General features: G+C 69.6%; 19 protein-coding genes and 1 pseudogene. 12 read left to right on the top strand and 8 right to left on the bottom strand.

Translation table 11 applies throughout. The annotated features are described in order from the left end of the window. The first annotated feature begins 182 nt into the window (after positions 1 to 182). Together ACZ6S4_RS37545 and ACZ6S4_RS37550 are read left to right on the top strand one after the other, a co-directional pair. On the top strand, positions 183 to 941 hold the full coding sequence (locus tag ACZ6S4_RS37545; RefSeq protein WP_465479468.1) for a CoA transferase subunit A: 759 nt from the start codon (positions 183 to 185) through the stop codon (positions 939 to 941). After that, on the top strand, positions 941 to 1,588 hold the full coding sequence (locus tag ACZ6S4_RS37550) for a CoA transferase subunit B (RefSeq protein ID WP_465479469.1): 648 nt from the start codon (positions 941 to 943) through the stop codon (positions 1,586 to 1,588). Before ACZ6S4_RS37545 ends, ACZ6S4_RS37550 begins: the two co-directional genes overlap by 1 nt. Here ACZ6S4_RS37550 and ACZ6S4_RS37555 read toward each other — a convergent pair. Both ACZ6S4_RS37555 and ACZ6S4_RS37560 read right to left on the bottom strand, forming a co-directional pair. Next, on the bottom strand, positions 1,570 to 2,745 hold the full coding sequence (locus tag ACZ6S4_RS37555; RefSeq protein ID WP_465479502.1) for an extracellular catalytic domain type 1 short-chain-length polyhydroxyalkanoate depolymerase: 1,176 nt from the start codon (positions 2,743 to 2,745) through the stop codon (positions 1,570 to 1,572). The genes ACZ6S4_RS37550 and ACZ6S4_RS37555 overlap by 19 nt on opposite strands. 107 nt (positions 2,746 to 2,852) lie before the next feature. After that, positions 2,853 to 3,524, bottom strand: coding sequence for a TetR/AcrR family transcriptional regulator (locus ACZ6S4_RS37560; protein ID WP_465479470.1), 672 nt, complete (start codon positions 3,522 to 3,524; stop codon positions 2,853 to 2,855). 180 nt (positions 3,525 to 3,704) lie between these two features. Here ACZ6S4_RS37560 and ACZ6S4_RS37565 point away from each other — a divergent pair, with 180 nt between their 5' ends. Genes ACZ6S4_RS37565 through ACZ6S4_RS37575 form a run of 3 tightly spaced genes read left to right on the top strand, consistent with a single transcriptional unit; the run spans position 3,705 to position 7,166 of the window. Continuing rightward, positions 3,705 to 4,508, top strand: a complete 804-nt coding sequence (locus ACZ6S4_RS37565; protein ID WP_465479471.1) for an SDR family NAD(P)-dependent oxidoreductase — start codon at positions 3,705 to 3,707, stop codon at positions 4,506 to 4,508. Position 4,509: 1 nt separating this feature from the next. Continuing rightward, the gene (locus ACZ6S4_RS37570) at positions 4,510 to 5,622 is read left to right on the top strand and encodes a DUF5938 domain-containing protein (protein ID WP_465479472.1); all 1,113 of its coding nucleotides are present in this window, start codon (positions 4,510 to 4,512) and stop codon (positions 5,620 to 5,622) included. An 8-nt stretch (positions 5,623 to 5,630) separates the two neighbouring features. Further along, the gene (locus ACZ6S4_RS37575) at positions 5,631 to 7,166 is read left to right on the top strand and encodes an AMP-binding protein (protein WP_465479473.1); all 1,536 of its coding nucleotides are present in this window, start codon (positions 5,631 to 5,633) and stop codon (positions 7,164 to 7,166) included. Between the two features lie 187 nt (positions 7,167 to 7,353). Here ACZ6S4_RS37575 and ACZ6S4_RS37580 read toward each other — a convergent pair whose 3' ends face one another. Next, the gene (locus tag ACZ6S4_RS37580) at positions 7,354 to 7,809 is read right to left on the bottom strand and encodes a GNAT family N-acetyltransferase (RefSeq protein WP_465479474.1); all 456 of its coding nucleotides are present in this window, start codon (positions 7,807 to 7,809) and stop codon (positions 7,354 to 7,356) included. A 408-nt stretch (positions 7,810 to 8,217) separates the two neighbouring features. On the opposite strand from ACZ6S4_RS37580, the gene ACZ6S4_RS37585 reads away from it, so the two are divergent. Both ACZ6S4_RS37585 and ACZ6S4_RS37590 read left to right on the top strand, forming a co-directional pair. Further along, a complete protein-coding gene (locus ACZ6S4_RS37585; RefSeq protein WP_465479475.1) occupies positions 8,218 to 8,922 on the top strand; it encodes a zinc metalloprotease in 705 nt (234 codons plus the stop codon). A gap of 116 nt (positions 8,923 to 9,038) precedes the next feature. Continuing rightward, positions 9,039 to 9,659: a YdeI/OmpD-associated family protein gene (locus ACZ6S4_RS37590; protein ID WP_465479476.1), complete on the top strand. Its 621-nt coding sequence runs from the start codon at positions 9,039 to 9,041 to the stop codon at positions 9,657 to 9,659. A gap of 320 nt (positions 9,660 to 9,979) precedes the next feature. Here ACZ6S4_RS37590 and ACZ6S4_RS37595 read toward each other — a convergent pair whose 3' ends face one another. The 3 genes from ACZ6S4_RS37595 to ACZ6S4_RS37605 are packed head-to-tail and all read right to left on the bottom strand — an operon-like array spanning position 9,980 to position 12,245. Then, the gene (locus ACZ6S4_RS37595; protein WP_465479477.1) at positions 9,980 to 10,957 is read right to left on the bottom strand and encodes an ABC transporter permease subunit; all 978 of its coding nucleotides are present in this window, start codon (positions 10,955 to 10,957) and stop codon (positions 9,980 to 9,982) included. After that, a complete protein-coding gene (locus tag ACZ6S4_RS37600) occupies positions 10,954 to 11,853 on the bottom strand; it encodes an ABC transporter ATP-binding protein (protein ID WP_465479478.1) in 900 nt (299 codons plus the stop codon). Before ACZ6S4_RS37600 ends, ACZ6S4_RS37595 begins: the two co-directional genes overlap by 4 nt. Continuing rightward, a complete protein-coding gene (locus tag ACZ6S4_RS37605) occupies positions 11,850 to 12,245 on the bottom strand; it encodes a GntR family transcriptional regulator (protein ID WP_465479479.1) in 396 nt (131 codons plus the stop codon). The genes ACZ6S4_RS37600 and ACZ6S4_RS37605 overlap by 4 nt, the downstream gene beginning before the upstream one ends. A 430-nt stretch (positions 12,246 to 12,675) precedes the next feature. On the opposite strand from ACZ6S4_RS37605, the gene ACZ6S4_RS37610 reads away from it, so the two are divergent. From ACZ6S4_RS37610 to ACZ6S4_RS37620, 3 genes are all read left to right on the top strand, one after another. Next, on the top strand, positions 12,676 to 13,353 hold the full coding sequence (locus tag ACZ6S4_RS37610) for a helix-hairpin-helix domain-containing protein (protein WP_465479503.1): 678 nt from the start codon (positions 12,676 to 12,678) through the stop codon (positions 13,351 to 13,353). A gap of 48 nt (positions 13,354 to 13,401) precedes the next feature. After that, positions 13,402 to 13,623: a TetR family transcriptional regulator gene (locus ACZ6S4_RS37615; RefSeq protein ID WP_465479480.1), complete on the top strand. Its 222-nt coding sequence runs from the start codon at positions 13,402 to 13,404 to the stop codon at positions 13,621 to 13,623. Between the two features lie 286 nt (positions 13,624 to 13,909). Continuing rightward, a complete protein-coding gene (locus tag ACZ6S4_RS37620) occupies positions 13,910 to 14,440 on the top strand; it encodes a hypothetical protein (RefSeq protein WP_465479481.1) in 531 nt (176 codons plus the stop codon). Positions 14,441 to 14,578: 138 nt separating this feature from the next. Here the strand turns inward: ACZ6S4_RS37620 and ACZ6S4_RS37625 are convergent, their stop codons facing one another. After that, positions 14,579 to 14,788 carry a hypothetical protein gene (locus ACZ6S4_RS37625; RefSeq protein ID WP_465479482.1) on the bottom strand — a complete coding sequence of 70 codons (210 nt, stop codon included), beginning with the start codon at positions 14,786 to 14,788 and terminating at the stop codon, positions 14,579 to 14,581. A gap of 98 nt (positions 14,789 to 14,886) precedes the next feature. On the opposite strand from ACZ6S4_RS37625, the gene ACZ6S4_RS37630 reads away from it, so the two are divergent. Then, positions 14,887 to 15,927, top strand: a complete 1,041-nt coding sequence (locus ACZ6S4_RS37630; protein ID WP_465479483.1) for a tetratricopeptide repeat protein — start codon at positions 14,887 to 14,889, stop codon at positions 15,925 to 15,927. Positions 15,928 to 16,395: 468 nt separating this feature from the next. On the opposite strand, the gene ACZ6S4_RS37635 is transcribed toward ACZ6S4_RS37630, so the two are convergent. Beyond that, positions 16,396 to 16,734, bottom strand: a complete 339-nt coding sequence (locus ACZ6S4_RS37635; RefSeq protein WP_465479484.1) for a hypothetical protein — start codon at positions 16,732 to 16,734, stop codon at positions 16,396 to 16,398. A 168-nt stretch (positions 16,735 to 16,902) separates the two neighbouring features. Here ACZ6S4_RS37635 and ACZ6S4_RS37640 point away from each other — a divergent pair. Next, positions 16,903 to 17,172: pseudogene (locus ACZ6S4_RS37640) on the top strand (nitroreductase/quinone reductase family protein); the annotation flags it as partial. Positions 17,173 to 17,198 lie beyond the last annotated feature (26 nt).

Genomic DNA, 17,198 nt, shown 5'->3' on the forward strand with positions numbered 1-17,198 from the left:
GGCCGGATTCATGGCCAGCTATGTGGGCTCTGCACACAATCAACCGCCGTTCGCTGGTGACTTCCGCCATGTGGCGTCACCAGCCGTTCCGGGGCAGGCACAGACAGCGCCGCCTATTTGTGGTTCCGGCGCACATAGCTGGAGATCACTTGCGCGCTTACGGTGCCTCGCGAGGAGGAATCGTGGACAAGACAGTCACCAGTGCCGCCCGTGCGCTCGCCGACGTGCCGTCCGGCGCGAGCCTGGCCGTGGGCGGGTTCGGGCTCTGCGGCGTACCGGCGGATCTGATCGACGCCCTGCTCGCGGGGCCGGCCACTGACCTGCGGGTGGTCTCCAACAACTGCGGCGTAGACGACGCGGGCCTGGGCCGGCTGCTCAGCGCCGGCCGCATCGCCCGGATGACCAGCTCGTACGTCGGCGGGAACAAGGAGTTCGCCCGGCGCTACCTCGCAGGCGAGCTGGAGGTGGAGCTCGTCGCCCAGGGCACCCTGGCCGAACGGCTCCGCGCCGGGGGCAGCGGCATCCCGGCCTTCTACACCCCGGCCGGTACCGGGACCCTGCTCGCCGAGGGCGGCCTGCCCTGGCACTACCGCGGTGACGGCTCGGTCGCCCTGGCCTCTCCCCCGCGCGAGGTACGCGAGTTCGGCGGGCGCCCGTACCTGCTGGAGGAAGCCATCGTCTGCGACTTCGCGCTGGTCCGGGCGGCGGTGGGCGACCGCCACGGCAACCTGGTCTTCCACGCGGCGGCCCGCAACTTCAACCCGCTGTGTGCCATGGCCGGGCGGATCACGGTGGCCGAGGTGGAGCGGCTGATCGAGCCGGGCGAGCTGGACCCGGGGCGGGTCGACCTGCCGGGGATCTTCGTGCAACGGGTCGTCGCGGTCCGCGATCCCGGCGACAAGCGGATCGAGCGGCGTACGACCCGCCCGGGAGGCCGGTGATGGCCTGGACGCGGGACGAGATGGCCGGGCGCGCGGCGCGGGAGCTGGCCGACGGCCAGTACGTGAACCTCGGCATCGGACTGCCCACCCTGGTGCCGGCGCACGTACCCGCCGGGGTGCACATCGTGCTGCATTCCGAGAACGGCATCCTGGGCACCGGGCCCTACCCGTACAAAGGGCAGGAGGACCCCGACCTGATCAACGCGGGCAAGGAGACGGTCACCGTGCTTGCCGGGGCCGCGTACTTCGACTCGGCGCTGTCGTTCGCGATGATCCGCGGCGGGCACCTGGACGTGGCGATCCTGGGCGGCATGCAGGTCTCGGCCGGCGGCGACCTGGCCAACTGGACGGTGCCCGGCAAGCTGGTCAAGGGCATGGGCGGGGCGATGGACCTGGTGCACGGGGCGGGCCGGATCATCGTGCTGATGGAGCACCGCAGCCGCGACGGCGCCGCCAAGCTCGTCGAACGCTGCACCCTGCCGCTCACCGGCCGCGGCGTCGTGCACCGCGTGATCACCGATCTGGCGGTGCTCGACGTGACCCCGGCGGGCTTCGCACTGCGCGAGCTGGCGCCCGGGGTCACGCTGCCGCAGGTGCGCGCCGCCACGGACGCGCACCTGCTGGTCGATCAGCCGATCACCCAGTGACCCGGGCGCTGCTCGCACAGCTCGGTCGAGGTGAAGACGTTGTAGAGGCCCATCCGCTGGCCCGAGCCCTGCGCGTAGGCGTACCCGCCGCTGACGTAGGCCCGGCCGGCCTGCACGTGCGCGTAGTTGGTCGCGGTCACGCAGGCCGGGACCGGCGGCTCCGGCTCGCCGGGCCCGCCCCCGCCGGCGACGAGGCCGAAGAACACCGCGTCCCGGTACGCCGAACAGATGGTGTCCAGGAAGTACGCCGCGGCCGTGCCACATTGCTCGGCCGCCGACCCGGGATCGACCGGAGTGCCGTGGCCCATGCCGGCCACCCGGTACAGCCGGACCTGGTCGGCGCCGTACACCTCCAGCGTGGTGCCGGCCGGCAACGAGCTGGTCGAGGTGGGCTGCACCGGAACGCCCAGCACGTTCGTGAACTGGTCGCGCAGCTCCACCCCGTTGGCGGGCACCACGGTGTAGTCGGCCTGTCCCTGCCAGATCGCCACCCTCGGCCGCGGCCCGGCGTAACCCGGATAGGCCCCGCGGACGAGGTCACCCCACTGCGCGGGCGTCCGGTCCGGCGGCGTGTACTGGCACCCGCTGGCCTGGCTCAGCGAGGTGGCACACCGGTACGGCAGCCCGGCGACCACCGAACCGGCGGCGAACACGTCGGGAAAGGTGGCGAGCATGACAGCGCTCATCGCCCCGCCCGCGGACAGCCCGGAGACGAAGACCCGCCCCCGGTCCAGGCCGTAGGCGGTCACCGCCCGGTCGACCATCTGCCGTACGGACAGAGCCTCGCCCTGGTCGCGCGCGGTGTCGGCGGCGGCGAACCAGTTGAAGCAGGAGCTGGAGTTGTTGGCGGTGCGCTGCTCGGGCAGCACCAGCGCGAACCTGGCCTGGTCGGCGAACTTGCGCCAGCCGGAGTTGGCGAAGTACCCGGCGGCGTTCTGGGTGCAGCCGTGCAGCAGGACGACCGCGGGGGAACCGGCCGGCAGGGCGTCGGGCCGGTAGACGTACATGGCCAGGTTGCCGGGGTTGGAGCCGAACGAGGTGACCGGTTCCAGGCCGGCGGCCAGGGCCGGGGCGGGGGCGGCCAGCCCCGCGACGGCAACGAGCAGGACAGTGACCAAACTGCGACTGAATCGGCGGAGACGGCGGCGCGGACCCATCAGAGCCTCCACTCTTCGATGGTGGTCGATGTCGCCGACGTTACGGCCGCATGACAGACCTGTGACATGGCCACGACTCACACATCGTCGGACGCTGGAGTGTGCGCTCAGTCCCGGGTCAGGCGGGGCAGCAGCGCCAGCGCCTCGGTCCGCAAGGTCTCCAGGGCGTCCGGGGCGCCGGCCAGGTGGCGCAGCAGCGCGTGCTGGAAGAGGCCGTCGAACATCGCGTACGCCGTCGCCGGCACGACGGTGGGCACCTGCTCGCTGAGCTCGGCGTAGCGGCTCACCACCCGCCAGATCATCCGCTGCAAGCTGTCGTCGATCTCCAGCACGTCGGCACGGAACGCCGGCTCGAACAGCGACTGCGAGCGCATGTCATACCAGAGCCGGTGCAGGGTCGCGTCCTCGCCGGCCGTGACCGCCAGTGCCGCGGCGAAGCCCGCGGCCAGCTCGTCGGCGGTGGCCGAGGCGGCCAGGATCTCGTCGTAGCGCTGCACACAGAGCGCCTTGTAGTGCTTGACGCAGTGGATGATCAGATCCACCTTGTCGGCGAAGTAGTAGTGCAGCACGCCGTGCGAGAAGTCCGTGTTCTGGGCGATCTCGCGCAGGCTGGTGCGTGCGTAGCCCAGCTCAGCGAGGGTCTGCAGCGCCGCCGCGGCCAGCTGGTCGCGACGCTGGGCGAACTTGTCGACCTGGCGCCGGGAGACCCGATCCGCGTTCGGTGACCCGGACGGGGTCGCCGTCCCGGCCGGCCGGTCGGTGTTCAGCGCGTTGGTCACCCGCCCATCCTCCCCGGCCGCAGCCCCGAGCGCGACCCGTTGACCATGGACGATACGCCGGCCCCCCACTTCTGGACAGGTGTCCAGAGATTTCTTGACACCCGTCCAGTTTTCTTCGTACGTTGTGACCTGCATCACGAGCCGCGGTGCACAGCGACGTGACCAGAAGCGGAGGCAGGCATGACCTCAATCGATCTGAGCGGGAAGCGGGCGCTCGTGACCGGCGGCGCCCGGGGATTCGGGGCGGCCATCGCCCAGTCCCTGGCCGAGGCCGGCGCGGCGGTCATGATCGGCGACATCCTGGAGGACCTCGGCCGCGAGACCGCCGAGCTGATCGCCAAGACCGGCGCGACCGCGGCCTTCACCCGGCTCGACATCACCGACGAGGCGTCCTGGGAGGCGGCGAGCGCCACCACGGTGGCCGGGTTGGGCGGTTTCGACATCCTGGTCAACAACGCCGGCGTCGAGGTCACCGCGTTGCTGGCCGACTTCGACCCGGCCGAGCTGTCCCGGATGCTCGAGGTCAACGTCGTCGGCACGGCCCTGGGCATCAAGCACGCCTTCCGCAGCATGCGGCCCGGCGGAACGGCCGGCCGGGGCGGCTCGATCGTCAACATCTCGTCGGTCGCGGCGACCATCGCCTTTCCCGGCATCGCCGGCTACTCGGCGTCCAAGTCGGCCGTCGACCGGCTGACCCGGGTGGCGGCCATGGAGTCCGGCAAGCTCGGTTACGGCGTACGGGTGAACTGCGTCTATCCCGGTCTGGTCCCGACCGAGATGGGGGTGAAACTCGCCGTCGACGTGACGGCGCTCGGACTGTTCGCCAGCACCGACCACGCGATCGCCGCGGTCGTCGACCAGACCCCGATGGGCCGGCTCGGCGAGGCCCGCGAGATGGGTGACGTGGTGGTCTTCCTCGCCTCCGACGCGGCCCGGTTCATCACCGGCGCCGGCGTGCCGGTCGACGGCGGAATGGGAATGTGACATGCGCCCCGTCGTGGTCTACGGCGCCTCCGGCTACACCGGACGACTCATCTGCGAATATCTGCGCGAGCTCAACCTGCCCTTCATCGCCGCCGGCCGCGACAAGGACCGGCTCCGGGAGGTGCTGGACCGGGTGCCGGGGATCGAGACCGCCGACTACGAAGTGGTGGAGGTCGAGCACGAGACCGATGCCCTGACCGAGCTGTTCCGCGGCGCGAGCGTCGTGTGCAACACGGTCGGCCCGTTCATCACGCTCGGCGACCCGGTGGCCGAGGCGGCGCTGGCCGCGGGCTGCCACTACCTGGACACCACCGGCGAGCAGGACTGGCTGCTGCACGCGAAGGAGAAGTGGGGCCGGCCGTACGCCGACGCGGGCCTGCTGATCTCCCCCGGGGTCGCGCAGATGTACACGACCGGCGAGATCGCCGCGAACCTGTGCCTCGAACACCCCGGCATGGACACGCTGGACATCCTGGTGCTGTGGGAGGGCGCACCCACGATCGCCTCGACGCAGACCATCTTCGCGATCCTGGCCGCCGACTGGTTCCACCTGGCCGAGAACAAGTACGTGCAGTGGGACCCGACGGCCCGCTTCGAGGTCACCGTACCGGGCCGGCACGCCACCTCCCTGGCGTTGCCCTGGGGCGGCATGTGCCACCCGGTCTGGTTCGCCGACGACCCGCGCGTGTCCACCTGCCGGGCGATCGGCGGGGTCATGAACCGCGACGTCATGGAGGCGGTCGCGGCCACCACCATGATGGTGGAAGCCGAGATCAAGACCCTGCCGGCCGAGCAGCAGGGGCCCGCCCTCGCCGCGATCGCCGAGCAGTGGCAGACCGGCATGCCGCCGAGGGAGAACCCACGCCTCAACACCTCGGTCGACTCCGTGTACGCCTCCGGCCCGCTGGGCCGCGCGCACTGCGTCATCCACGGCAACTCCAACTACAAGCAGACCGGCCTGCTGCAGGCCTGGGCCGCGCAGTCACTGGTCCAGCAGGCGCCCCGGCGGACCGGGCTGGCCTCGGCCTGCCAGGCGTTCGGGCACCGCGAGCTGCTCGGCGTGCTGCGCACGTTCGGACTGGTCCTCGAACCCGTCGTCACCGTGGCACGCTGAGCCCCGCGATGGCTCTCGTCGACTACCTGGACAAGGGGGCCTCGCTCGGCCCCGGCGCGCCGTGCCTGCTCGCCGGGACCGAGTCGATGACCTACGCCGAGGTTCAGCAACTGAGCCACCGGGTCGCCGGCGCCCTGCACCGCAGCGGGGTGCGCGCCGGCGAGTCCGTGGCGATCCTGTCCGCCAACGACCCGGTGGCGTTCTCGGCCGTCTTCGGCATCTCCCGGCTGGGGGCGGTGTGGTGCCCGGTCAACCCGCGCAACGAAGCCGCGGAGAACAGGGCGCTGCTCGACCTCTTCGACTGCACCTGCCTGATCTTCCAGGCCGCGTACGCCCCGCTGGTCGAGAAGATCGCGCCGCTGCTGCCGAAGGTTCGCGTCTACGTCTGCCTCGACGGGCCCACTCCCCTGGGCGTGACCTTCGCCGACTGGACCGCTGGTCCCCCGGTCACTGCTCTTCCCTCGCCCTCGCAGCCCGACACCGTGATGCTGGTCGGCACCGGGGGAACCACCGGCACGCCCAAGGGCGTCATGCTCACCGACCGCAACCTGGAGGCGATGTCGGCGATCACGCTGATGAGCTACCCGTTCAGCGGCCGCCCGACGTACCTGGCCCTGGCCCCGCTGACCCACGCAGCCGGGGTGCTCTGCTTCCCGATCATGGCCCTGGGCGGCCGCATCGTCATCATGGCCCGCCCGGACGTCGGCGAGTTCCTGCACCTGATCGAGGCGCAACGGGTGACCCACACGTTCCTGCCACCGACGGTGATCTACCTGGCCCTGGCCCACCCCGACGTGCGCAAGAAGGACCTGAGAAGCCTGCAATGCTTCTGGTACGGGGCGGCGCCGATGTCGACGGCCCGGCTGACCGAGGCGATCGAGGTGTTCGGCCCGGTCATGGGCCAGCTCTTCGGCCAGTCCGAAGCCCCGATGATGATCTCGACGATGGCCCCGGCCGAGCACCTGCACCCGGGCGGCGGCCTGGCGGTGGACCGGCTCGGCTCGGCCGGGCACCCGTCGCCGCTGGTCACGGTGGCCATCATGGACGGTACGGGCACTCTGTTGCCGCCCGGCGAACGCGGCGAGATCGTGGTCCGGGGTTCGCTGGTGATGCGCGGCTACTACAAGAACCCGGCGGCTACCGCTGAGGCCGGCGCGTACGGCTGGCACCATACCGGGGACATCGGTTACCTCGACGCGGACAATTATCTGTTCATCGTGGACCGGGCCAAGGACATGATCATCACGGGCGGGTACAACGTGTACTCGGCCGAGGTGGAGCAGGCTCTGATGCACCATCCCGCGGTGTACGAGGCCGCGGTGATCGGGTTGCCGGATGACAAGTGGGGTGAGCGGGTTACCGCTGTGGTGCAGCCCTCCCCCGGGTTCTCGGTCGACCCGGCGGAGGTCACGGCCTTTGTCAGGGAGCGGCTGGGGGGTGTCAAGGCGCCCAAACAGATCGAGGTCTGGGCGGAGCTTCCTCGGTCTCGGGTCGGGAAAATTCTCAAAGGGGAGATTCGGGATCGCCTGTCTTCTGGTTCTTAGGATTCTTGGTTTTCTTGCGGGTGGACGGTTGGGGCCCCCAACCTTGCATGGTTTTCGCTTCCGGCCGGGTGCTTGGTTGCCCCTTGCTGTTCCTGGTCTGGCTTCCGCGATCTGGTCTTTGTAGGGGATTTTGTCGGGCAGGCCGGGGTGGGTGGTGGGTCTTGCGGACGTACCTCGCCGGTTCCGGTCAGGGATTTGCGGGGGTTTCGGTGGTGGTTGTTTCGGTGGTGGGTAGCCGTTTGCGGAAGTGGTGCTTGGCGGTGCCGTCCGGCATGTCTGGGGTCAGGCCGACCTGCTCGTATCCGTGACGCCGGTAGAACTCCGGTGCTTGGAAGGACATGGTGGCGACGACGACCCGATCGCATCCGCGGCGCTGAATCTCGTTCTCGGCTGCGGCCAGGAGGCGGGCACCGGGGTATTGGCCGCGGAGCTGCGGGTGCAACCACAGTGAGGTGATTCCGCCGCAGCCGCCCCAGGTCCATCCGGTGATGCCGCCGACCAGGGCTCCGTCTGCGGCCGTGACCCGGATGGAGAACGGCGTTTCGTCGTCGGAGGCGATCGCTGCGTGGTTGACGGCGTCCAGTTCGTCGGAGAGAAGCCTCTCCAGCTCGGGGTCATCCTGGCCAACAATGAACTCGGTCATTCCCTCATCCTGCTTGCCGGCCCAGATGCGTTGTGCGCCGCGCGCGTCCGCAGCTTCAAGATGACGGGTTCGTTGCTGAGCGGACGAGCGAGTTCCTTGGCGGCGAAGGCCACGGCAGCAACTGCAACGGTGGACATCAGGCGACGACGAGCAGGTTCTCGATATGGGCCTGACGTGACTCCGCGTCGACGGCGGGCGAGTCAGGACCGAAGTCGGGAAGGTCGTCTTCCTCGCCCGTGGGAATTCTCGTCATGCCGCCTCCTCTGTGGTGGACCTTTTCCGCTTGCCAGGACATGGTCTCGCGCCCGCCCGGCTCGCTCACCATTCGGTTCGGCCCACAGGTAGTGCTCATGTCGAGCTGTGCCGTGCCGAAGGACAGAGCACTCGCCCCCCGGAGATCGGATCGTTGTGCTCGCCCGTACCCTGCGCTGGCTGATGGCCGCCGCCGTCAGCTTCCCCCTGCTGTGGCAATTCGGTCCGTCGTCGGCCGCCGGCGACGCCGACGCGTATGCGTTCCTCAGCCGGCGTAGCGGCCACGAGCTCATCGCACGCTGGAACCCCTGCGAGACCATCAACTACCGCGTCAACCTGACCCACGCACCCCAGGGTTCACTGAGCGCGGTCAAGACCGCCGTTGCCCGCATCGCCCGCGCCAGCGGCTTGACGTTTGCCTACGCAGGTACCACCCAGGTCGTGCCCGGCTCCGACCCTGGCAACTACCCGGCCGGTACGCACCTCATCATCGCCTGGGCCGTACCGGGCCAGGACACCACGCCGCTTGCCGCACACGCCGACATCGCCGGCGTCGGCGGCGCCTCGTACATACCGGGCTTCACCGAGACCGGGGACAACGCCCTGATCATCGACAGGGGCATGGTCCTTCTCGACGCCACCCGGTCCTCGACCATGACACGAGGCCAACTGCTGCTGCACGAACTCGGGCACGCCGTGGGCCTGGCCCACCCGCTCATCAACGACCCCCACGAGATCATGTACGCGCGCCCGACGGCCGACGCCGCCACCTGGGGCGCCGGCGACCTGGCCGGGCTGCACGCCGTCGGCAGGTCCGGCGGATGCCTCCACGCCGACACCGCCTTGACGCCCCGGCCCTGAACGAATCGCCGGCGTCGTTGCTGCCGACTGGCCGATCAGGCCGGCCGATGAGCCGGCGAGGGCCATGAACCCGACGGGCGCAGGTTGCTGCCGCGGTGAACGGTTAGCCTGCCGTTGTGGCAAAAGCCGAACTTGATGAGTTGATCGTCGCGGACGCCGAGGCGCTGCGAGTGTGGTTGTCGAGCAACCACGCCACGTCGGCAGGCGTTTGGCTGGCCCTGGGCCGGAAGGGCGGCACGGTCACGACGCTGACCTGGCAGCAGGCGGTTGACGAGGCCTTGTGCGTCGGTTGGATCGATGGTCAGGCCCGCAAGGGAAATCAGGACATCTCGTGGATCCGGTTCACCCCGCGCACTGCCCGCAGTTCCTGGTCGCAACGCAACGTCGCCCATGTGGCCCGGCTGGAGGCGCAGGGGCGGATGCAGCCCCTGGGCCGCGCCGCGGTGGAAGCCGCGAAAGCGGACGGGCGATGGGCGGCCGCGTACGCCCCGCCCTCGGAAGCTGAGGTGCCGGCTGACCTCATCGCCGCGATCGCCGCTGTCCCTGATGCCCAGCGCATGTTCGACGTGCTCACCAAGACCAACCGCTTCGCCCTCATCCACCGGGTCAACGGCGTCAAACGGGCTGAGACGCGCGAGCGAAAGATCCGCGAGGTCGTAGCGATGCTGGCTCGGCACGAGACGCCATACCCGCAGAAGGCCAGGCCTGCGGAGCCGCCCCAGTCCACACCTTCATGATGCTGCCCACTGGCAAGGTCGTGGGTGCGACCCGCTCGTCCCGCAGGCCACGCCGTTGGTCGACGTGGTGGCGCCGGGCCGTTACCACCTGCGGGCCTCGGTCGCTGATTCAGGACCGATGACGGGCGGATCGCCGGCTTCTCCACCGACTTCCGCGTCATCCCGCTCGAACAGCACACGGACGCGAGCGGCATCCGCAGCTGCTGCCGCCGTCGCCACTCTGCCCCTCGGCTACCGCAGCCCCGCCGAGTACGAACGAACCGTCGACCACACAGCGTGAACGTCGACACGCCGCCCGGCCGCCAGCCGTGGTCGGGGCGCTAAATCATGCGGCGTCGGACCCGCCACACCACCACGCCGATCAGGACCGCCGTGACGGCGATGAACAGGGTCGCCTCGATGATCTGGAACGTCCAGAACCGGTCGGCCGGATGGTAGACCCCGAACTGCTGGATGCCCCGCGCGTGCAGGAACTGGTTGAGGTTGGTGCCGGCCTGGTTGGCGGCGTCCTCCAGTTCGTAGTACTCGGTTGAGCTCAGTCTGCGTCCGGTGGCGTCCGCGTAGCCGTTCTCGATCGTCCAGTCAGCGAAGCTCGGCACGGGCCGGTGCCCAACCCGGTCGTTCGAGCCGCCGACGGGGACCGGCTCCATGGTGGTGAGCGGCGTGGCGTACGCGGGACGGGCCAACAGCGCCACCGCCATCCGGGCGCCGAGGAATGCCGCGAACGCGACGCCGAACGCGGGCAGGCTGCGCCGCAGGATCGCCCCCGCGATGGTGGCGACGCCGAACGCGAACAGCGCGTACGCCACCGGAACAAGCCCCTCCAGGTCGAAGGCGTCGTACTGGAACCGCCCCTCCCACGCGTCGAATGGCTGACGGAACCAGACGAGCACCGCGGTGAACATCCCGGTGAGCGTGACGGTGACGCCGGCCAGTGCCGCGAGCTTGGCCGCCAGCCAGCGCATCCGGGGCACGGCCTGCGTCCAGGCGAGCTGCCAGGTGCCGTCCTCCAGTTCGCGCGCGAGCAGCGGCGCACCGAGGAACGCACCGATGACGACGGGGACCAGGTAGAAGGCCGCCAGAAGGTTCTCGACGTACCCGTACTCCTCGTCGAGCCGGCGGAAAGAGGCCGTGCAGGCCTGGTTGATACCGGCCTCTCCCGCACACCGGGCGGGACCGCCGGGGAACAGGTCGTGCGCCTGCATCCCGAGCACGAGCAGGACAATGCCGAACATGCCGACAACCAGACCTAGGACGCAGACCTCGGTCCGGTGCTGCCGCCAGATCAACCACGTCACGACGCCACCCCCGACGTGACCGCGACGCTCGGCTCGGACGGCCGGCGCAGGTACGCCAGCACCAGGTCCTCCAGCGCGACCGGCTGGGCCTGCCACCCGGGCGCGGCCGGGATCGCGCCGTCGCGTACCAGCAGGGTCGTGTGCCGGTCGCTGTGGACGGCCTCCACGACGGTGCCCGCCCGGTCGACGTCGGTGGCCGTACGCGGGCCGACCAGCAGCCGGTGCTCGGTGAGGAGGGTATCGATGTCACCGGTGAGCGTGACCCGGCCGTTGTTGAGCACGACCAGGTGGTCGCAGACGCGCTCCAGCTCGTGCACGACGTGGGAGGAGAACAGGACGGTCACCCCGCCTTCGGCCACCGCGCCCATGAGGACCTGCAGGAACTCGTGCCGGGCCAGCGGGTCGAGGCTGGCCACCGGCTCGTCGAGGACGAGCAGATCCGGCCGTTTCGCCAGGGCCAGAGCCAACGCGACCTGGGCCTGCTGGCCGCCGGAGAGCGTGCCGGCCCTGCGGTCGAGCGGGATGCCCAGCTTCGCCAACCGGCGCTCGGCCAGCCCCTGGTCGAACCGCAGGTTGCAGGCCCGGCCGAAGCGGAGCATCTCGGCGACGGTGAAGCGCTTGTACAGCGGGTGGTCCTGGGCCAGGAACCCGACCCGGGACAGGGTTTGCGGGGTGCTGGCGGTGACGTCGTGGCCGAGGACCTCCACCGTGCCGGTGCTGGGTGCCAGCAACCCGACGACCAGGCGCAGCAGCGTGGTCTTGCCCGCGCCGTTCGGCCCGACCAGGGCGATCACGCCGCCCGCCGGCAGGGCCAGCGTGCAGTCGCGCAGCGCCCAGCCCTTCCGGTACCGCTTGCCCACACCGTCGGTGCGCAGCGCGAACTCGGTCGCCGTCACGCCACGTCCTCATTCCGCGTCTGCTGGTGGACGGAAGCAAAAAGCGCGTTGACCGCCTGCTCGTCGAGGCCGGCCGCGTGGGCGCGGCGCAACCAGGTCGCCAGGCCGCGGCGCAGCGACGTGTACGTCGATGCCGACATCGGAGCCGACTGCTGTTCATTGACGAACGTGCCCTGGCCGGGCCGGCCGGTGACCAGGTCCTCCTGCTCCATCTGCCGGTACGCCTTGGCGACGGTGTTCGGATTGATCGCCAGGTCCTCGACCACCTCGCGGATGAGCGGGAGGCGATCACCGGGTTGGAGAAAGCCCAGCAGCACCGCCTGGCGGACCTGCTGAACGAGTTGCAGGTACGGCGGCACGCCGGAGTGGGTGTCGAGCCGGAAGACGAACAAGGTAACCCCTTACTGCTTTACTAGTACAGTAGTAAAGCAGTGAGTCGGCGGTCAAGAGAGCCGACGCCCCCGCACGACCGCGGCACCGGATCCGGGTTCGACGCGCCCAGCGGCGGCACGCCGACTACAAACAGACCCTCACACCGACCACGCTGCATCAGGTCGCGGCATAGTCTGGCGTCCACGTCCCGGGGAAGCCCAACCCGCACATCCGCGGCGGTGTGCCCACGAAAATGCACGGGCTGTCGGATGAATTCGTGGCGTGTGCTGAACTGGGTGGGTGTTGATGCGTCCTGCGGAACTGGCGGCGATCCGGGCCGGCGATGTCGATGTGGCGTTCCGTCGATGGGAACGGCCTCGGCTCAAGGTCGGTACCCGGATGCGGACCGCCGTCGGACTGGTCGAGGTCACCTCCGTCGACCGCGTACCGGTGACGTCGTTGACCGCCGCGGACGCCCGCCGCGCCGGCGCCGCGTCGCTGGCCGCGCTCCGTCTTGGGTTGGACCGCGTGCATCGCGACCGGCCGGTGTATCGGATCGGGCTGCGGTACGCGGGCGCCGACCCGCGGCAGGCGCTGCGGGAGGCGGTACCCGACGCCGCGGAGATCGACGCGATCGTCGCGTGGCTCGACCGGCTCGACCGCGCCTCGCCGACCGGGCCGTGGACGCGGGCGACGCTGCTGCTGATCGACGAACTGCCGGCCACCCGGGCACCCGACCTCGCGCAACGGATGGGACGGGACACTCCGTCGTTCAAACAGAACGTGCGCAAGCTGAAGGAGCGCGGGCTGACCGAATCGCTCGACATCGGGTACCGGCTCTCGGCGCGCGGCGCCGCCGTCCTGGACCACGAGGGTCATCCCCGGTCGGCCCCGGACCGGCCGGAGCCGGAGCCGGGCATTCCGCTCCCACACATCGGCGCTCCCGCGACACGTGCGCTTACCGCGCACGGCGTGGTCCGGCTCGAACAGGTCGCCGAACTCAGTGAGGGCGAGGTGCAGGCACTGCACGGGGTCGGGCCTTACGCCCTCGGCCGGCTGCGAACGGCGATGGAGGCGGCCGGGCTGGCTTTCCGCGACGATTCCGGCGCCACGCCAGAAACGTCCTGACAACCGGCTGCGGGTCGTCCGGGCGGCCCGCGAGCTGAGCGAGGAAAAATGACCGTCGAGATCACCCTCGATGAGGTCGCCTCGCGTGCCGGCACAACTGTGCAGACGATGCTTCGACACTTCGGCAGCCGCGACGGACTGCTCGACGAGGCGGTCAAGGTCGCTTTCGCCGAGGTCGAGCAGGAACGCGAGGCCGCGCCCGGCGACGTCGAGGGCTCGGTCGAAGCGGTTCGGTCCGCAGCTCGAGGCCCGGCCGCCCGCGGACCGTGAGGCGCTGACGGACCTGCTCGTTGTGGCCACCGACCTCTACAGGTGGAAGCTGTTGCGCCGCGACCGCGGCCTGGACCCGCTGAGGGGCCGAGCTGCGCAGATTCCCGCTCGTGGGCTGCGCGGGAAGACACAGCCCCGCTGGACAAGCGCTGGATGCGGACAAACGTCTGCCAGGGAGCCGATGTGCGCATCAATTGCTGCGGAAGAATCTGCCATCACGCGACTCAAGCGATATTGACAGTGAGCTATATTATGGCGGAAACCAAGCTGTGACAGGTGGAGTGAAATGATCGGAAACATTCTCCAGGCACTCGGCCTCATCGGAGTCGCTTTCGCGATCTACTTCGCATCCGCGCAGACGAGAAGACTGCAGAAACAGGTGCACATCTCGAATCTGTACAGCAGGTACGACGCACTGCACCACGCAAATGAACGTTATGATGCCGGTCTGGCCATGCTGTTCCAGAGACCGGATCTCCGGGCCTACGTTTTCGGCCGGAAGCCCCTCGACCTGGACGGCGACGACCTTCAGCGCGCTCTCATCGTGGCTGACCAGATGGCTGGGGCCGTCGACCATGCACTACGGGTCGGTGATCGTTTTCCTGACGACGGGCACGGAGGCTGGTCCTCGGTCGCCGAGGAGATGGCCAGGACACCATTGTTCCGGGTCATCGTGCGCGAGAAGCCGCTTGATTTTCCCGACCTCGGCAAGTATTTCCCGGAGAACGGCAAAGAGCCCATTGATACGGCCGCGCCGGCTGGGTCCGGAGAAACGGACCGCACCGGTGAGGATCAACGGGGCTCCGGCGCGGCATGAAAGCTCATGACAAGACAAGGCCGGCGGTTCATTCATCTGCGGCCAACAGGGCACTACAGCCGGCGGGGTCGCCGCCAGATCCAGACGGTCTGCCGTACCCGGCTGGCGGACGGGCGCCTCTGCGGGCCTCATGTGTGGCTACCCAGGCGCTCTGACAACCCAGTACAACTGCTTGTGGCCCCGCGCTTCCATCACCGCCGCGAGCTGTTCAGCGTCCACGCGCGAGTTCTTACGCGCGACCTCGAACTGGTTGCCGTTGTCATCCTGCCGCCAGACGATCCATCGATCTGGCCGGCCACCGTTGGCAGGCCCGTGCTCGCCCTCGGCCACGCGATGCTCGGTCGACATGACGTCATGATGCCTCGTCGGCCGCCGCCATGGCATCTGGATCTGCCGCTGACCGCATGTCAGCTGCTGCACGGAGACCACCGTCCAGCCCGGTCAGCGTGCAGCGGCAGGGCCTTCTCGGCGGCGGTGACCTGGTTCTCGATCGGGTAGTGTGCCGCTTCGTGTCGAAGTCTGTATCGCTTGCCCTTGCTCGGGTCCTGGCGCATTGCGGTGGCTCGCCGGCCGAGGCGGTGGCGTATTCCGCTGGGGCGATCGCGGAGAACCCCAGTGACCCGGAGCCGTACGAGTTTCTCGCCGGACTGCGTCGGGAGTTTCCCGGCGAAGTGGCGGCGGCTGTCGCGGCGCCGCGCGATCTCTGGCAGTTCGTGGTCGATGCGTACGTGCGTTTTCTTGACGGCGACATGGATTCCGCGGCCGGGCGGTTGGGCTCGGTGATCGGCTGTCGTCCCGGCGTTGCGTGGGCGTCGGCGCCCTGGTTCGGCGATGAGCGCTTCCTCGCAACGGTGACGGCAACCGGCCTCTCCGATGCCTGCCTGAACATCACCGACTACGGCGCCGACCTCGACAACGACGTGGTTCGCGAGCATCTGCGGCCGTGGCTGCGGGCGATCAACCTGGTGTGTGACCGGGAGCCGGGGGCCGAAGCGATGGCGCGCATGGCGATCCTGTTGCGCTTCTGTGGGCGTACGGATGAGTCGTTGGCCCTGTGCGACCGTGCGGACTCGGTGGAGCGGGTGATGCTCACCGAGGTTGTCCGCGCGGGGACGTGGCGCTTTCTCGGCGACCGGGGGCAGGCAGCGGCTGCTTTCGAGCGGGCGCTGCGGCTCGATCCGGGCAACTGGTCGCTCTACCTTGATCTGGCTGATCTGGAGGCGGAGCGCGGCGACTTCGCCGCGGCCGCCGGCTTGGTCGGCCAGGCGCTCGAGCACGAGCCGCAGGAGATCACGCTGCGGGCGGCCGGCGCTGCGTACCGGACCCGGGCCGCAGGCTCGGTCGCCGACCTGGACCTCCTGCTGGAGCTGGCACCGCAGGTCCCCCATGCGGGCTATCGGAACGGACTCATCGAACACGCTTTGGGCGCCGGGCAGCTACCGTTCGACCGGATCGCGGCGGCCCGCCAGCTCCAGACCCGCGACTGACGCAGAGTGCCGCTGACAACCGGCGGGACGCCGTCCGCGGGTGCGCACATCTGCCACGGATCGTACGCGCTGGCTACCGAGCGCGGTCACGCGGTGTGATCGGCGCCGGCCTGGCTAGGACGCAGGCTCATGCCGAGTTCCGTGAATACCGCCGTCGGCGGTCAGGCTCCATCGTTGGCGGGCTGGGTATAGCCGAGCAATGTCATCGCGGCTTGGTTGTCCTCGCCCGGCAAACACCAACTGAAGTGTTCTGCCGCAGCAGACAGCGCCGGTCGAACTAGGTGGAGTCGATCCGCCCGTCATCAGCGGCAGATCCGGATGCCAAGAGCGTCACACCCGAGCGAGGCAACGCGGCATGACCGACACCGTGCGGACCTCCCTCCGCCGACCCCTCCCTCATCGCCGGCCGCCGCAGTGGCGGGCGACGAGGCGCGCGAGCAGCCACCCCCGCGAGGCGCTGCCCTGCTGTTACGGCAGCAGTTGTCGGCTGATCGCTTCGCGGGCGTCGCGGCCGAGGTGGAGGCTTTCGAGGTCGCCGAGGTCTTCGTAGACCGGGTCGTCGGCGGCGAGCACGTCCAGGGCGAGCTGCCATTGGTCACGGCGAAGGCTGATGGTGAGGACTTGGTCCATGGGCGGCCATTGGCGGTCTTGGCCGACCCACGGCACCTGTTGCCAGCCCGCTTCGCGGATGGCGTGGGCGGGCTCGGGATCCGCAAAAGAGTCACGGGCGCTATGGGCGGCGTTGTCCATGGCGGCGTCGATCGTGGCCCATTGCCGGGCGGCCAGTTGCAACGGGATGGCGGTCACGTCGTAAGCCTCCTCCCTGGCTCGCTCGAGGCAGACGCGCAGCCCCCGGAGTAGATCCTCGAGTCGCCGGTGCCGACGACAGTGTCGATTTTGCATGCGCGGTGCGTAGGCTAGCGCGGCTGACCCAGCGCTCCTGGTCGATCGTCCCGAGGATGCGCGTGCACGCATCTGCCCCGGTGCGGGCACCGGTGTACGACAAGGCCGTCGCAGGGCCATGGTGCGGGCGATCGAGCAGTCGATGGTCTCGAACAAAGTGCGCGGCGGCATGGTCTCAAGGCCGGCGCTCCCAGGCATCCGGCGTGGTTCCACAACGTGCGGGCCTATGCGTCGGTGACGGCGGAGCTTGGCGAAGGATGCTTTCCGGCGCAGGCCGTCGTGACAACGGGAGAAGAGCGCGACAGGCTCTACCGCAAGGTCGCCGGGGAGGGTAACGAGTACGAGAAGAACACCGCCCGGATCCGGCT

This window comes from Actinoplanes sp. NPDC051405, from assembly GCF_055586185.1.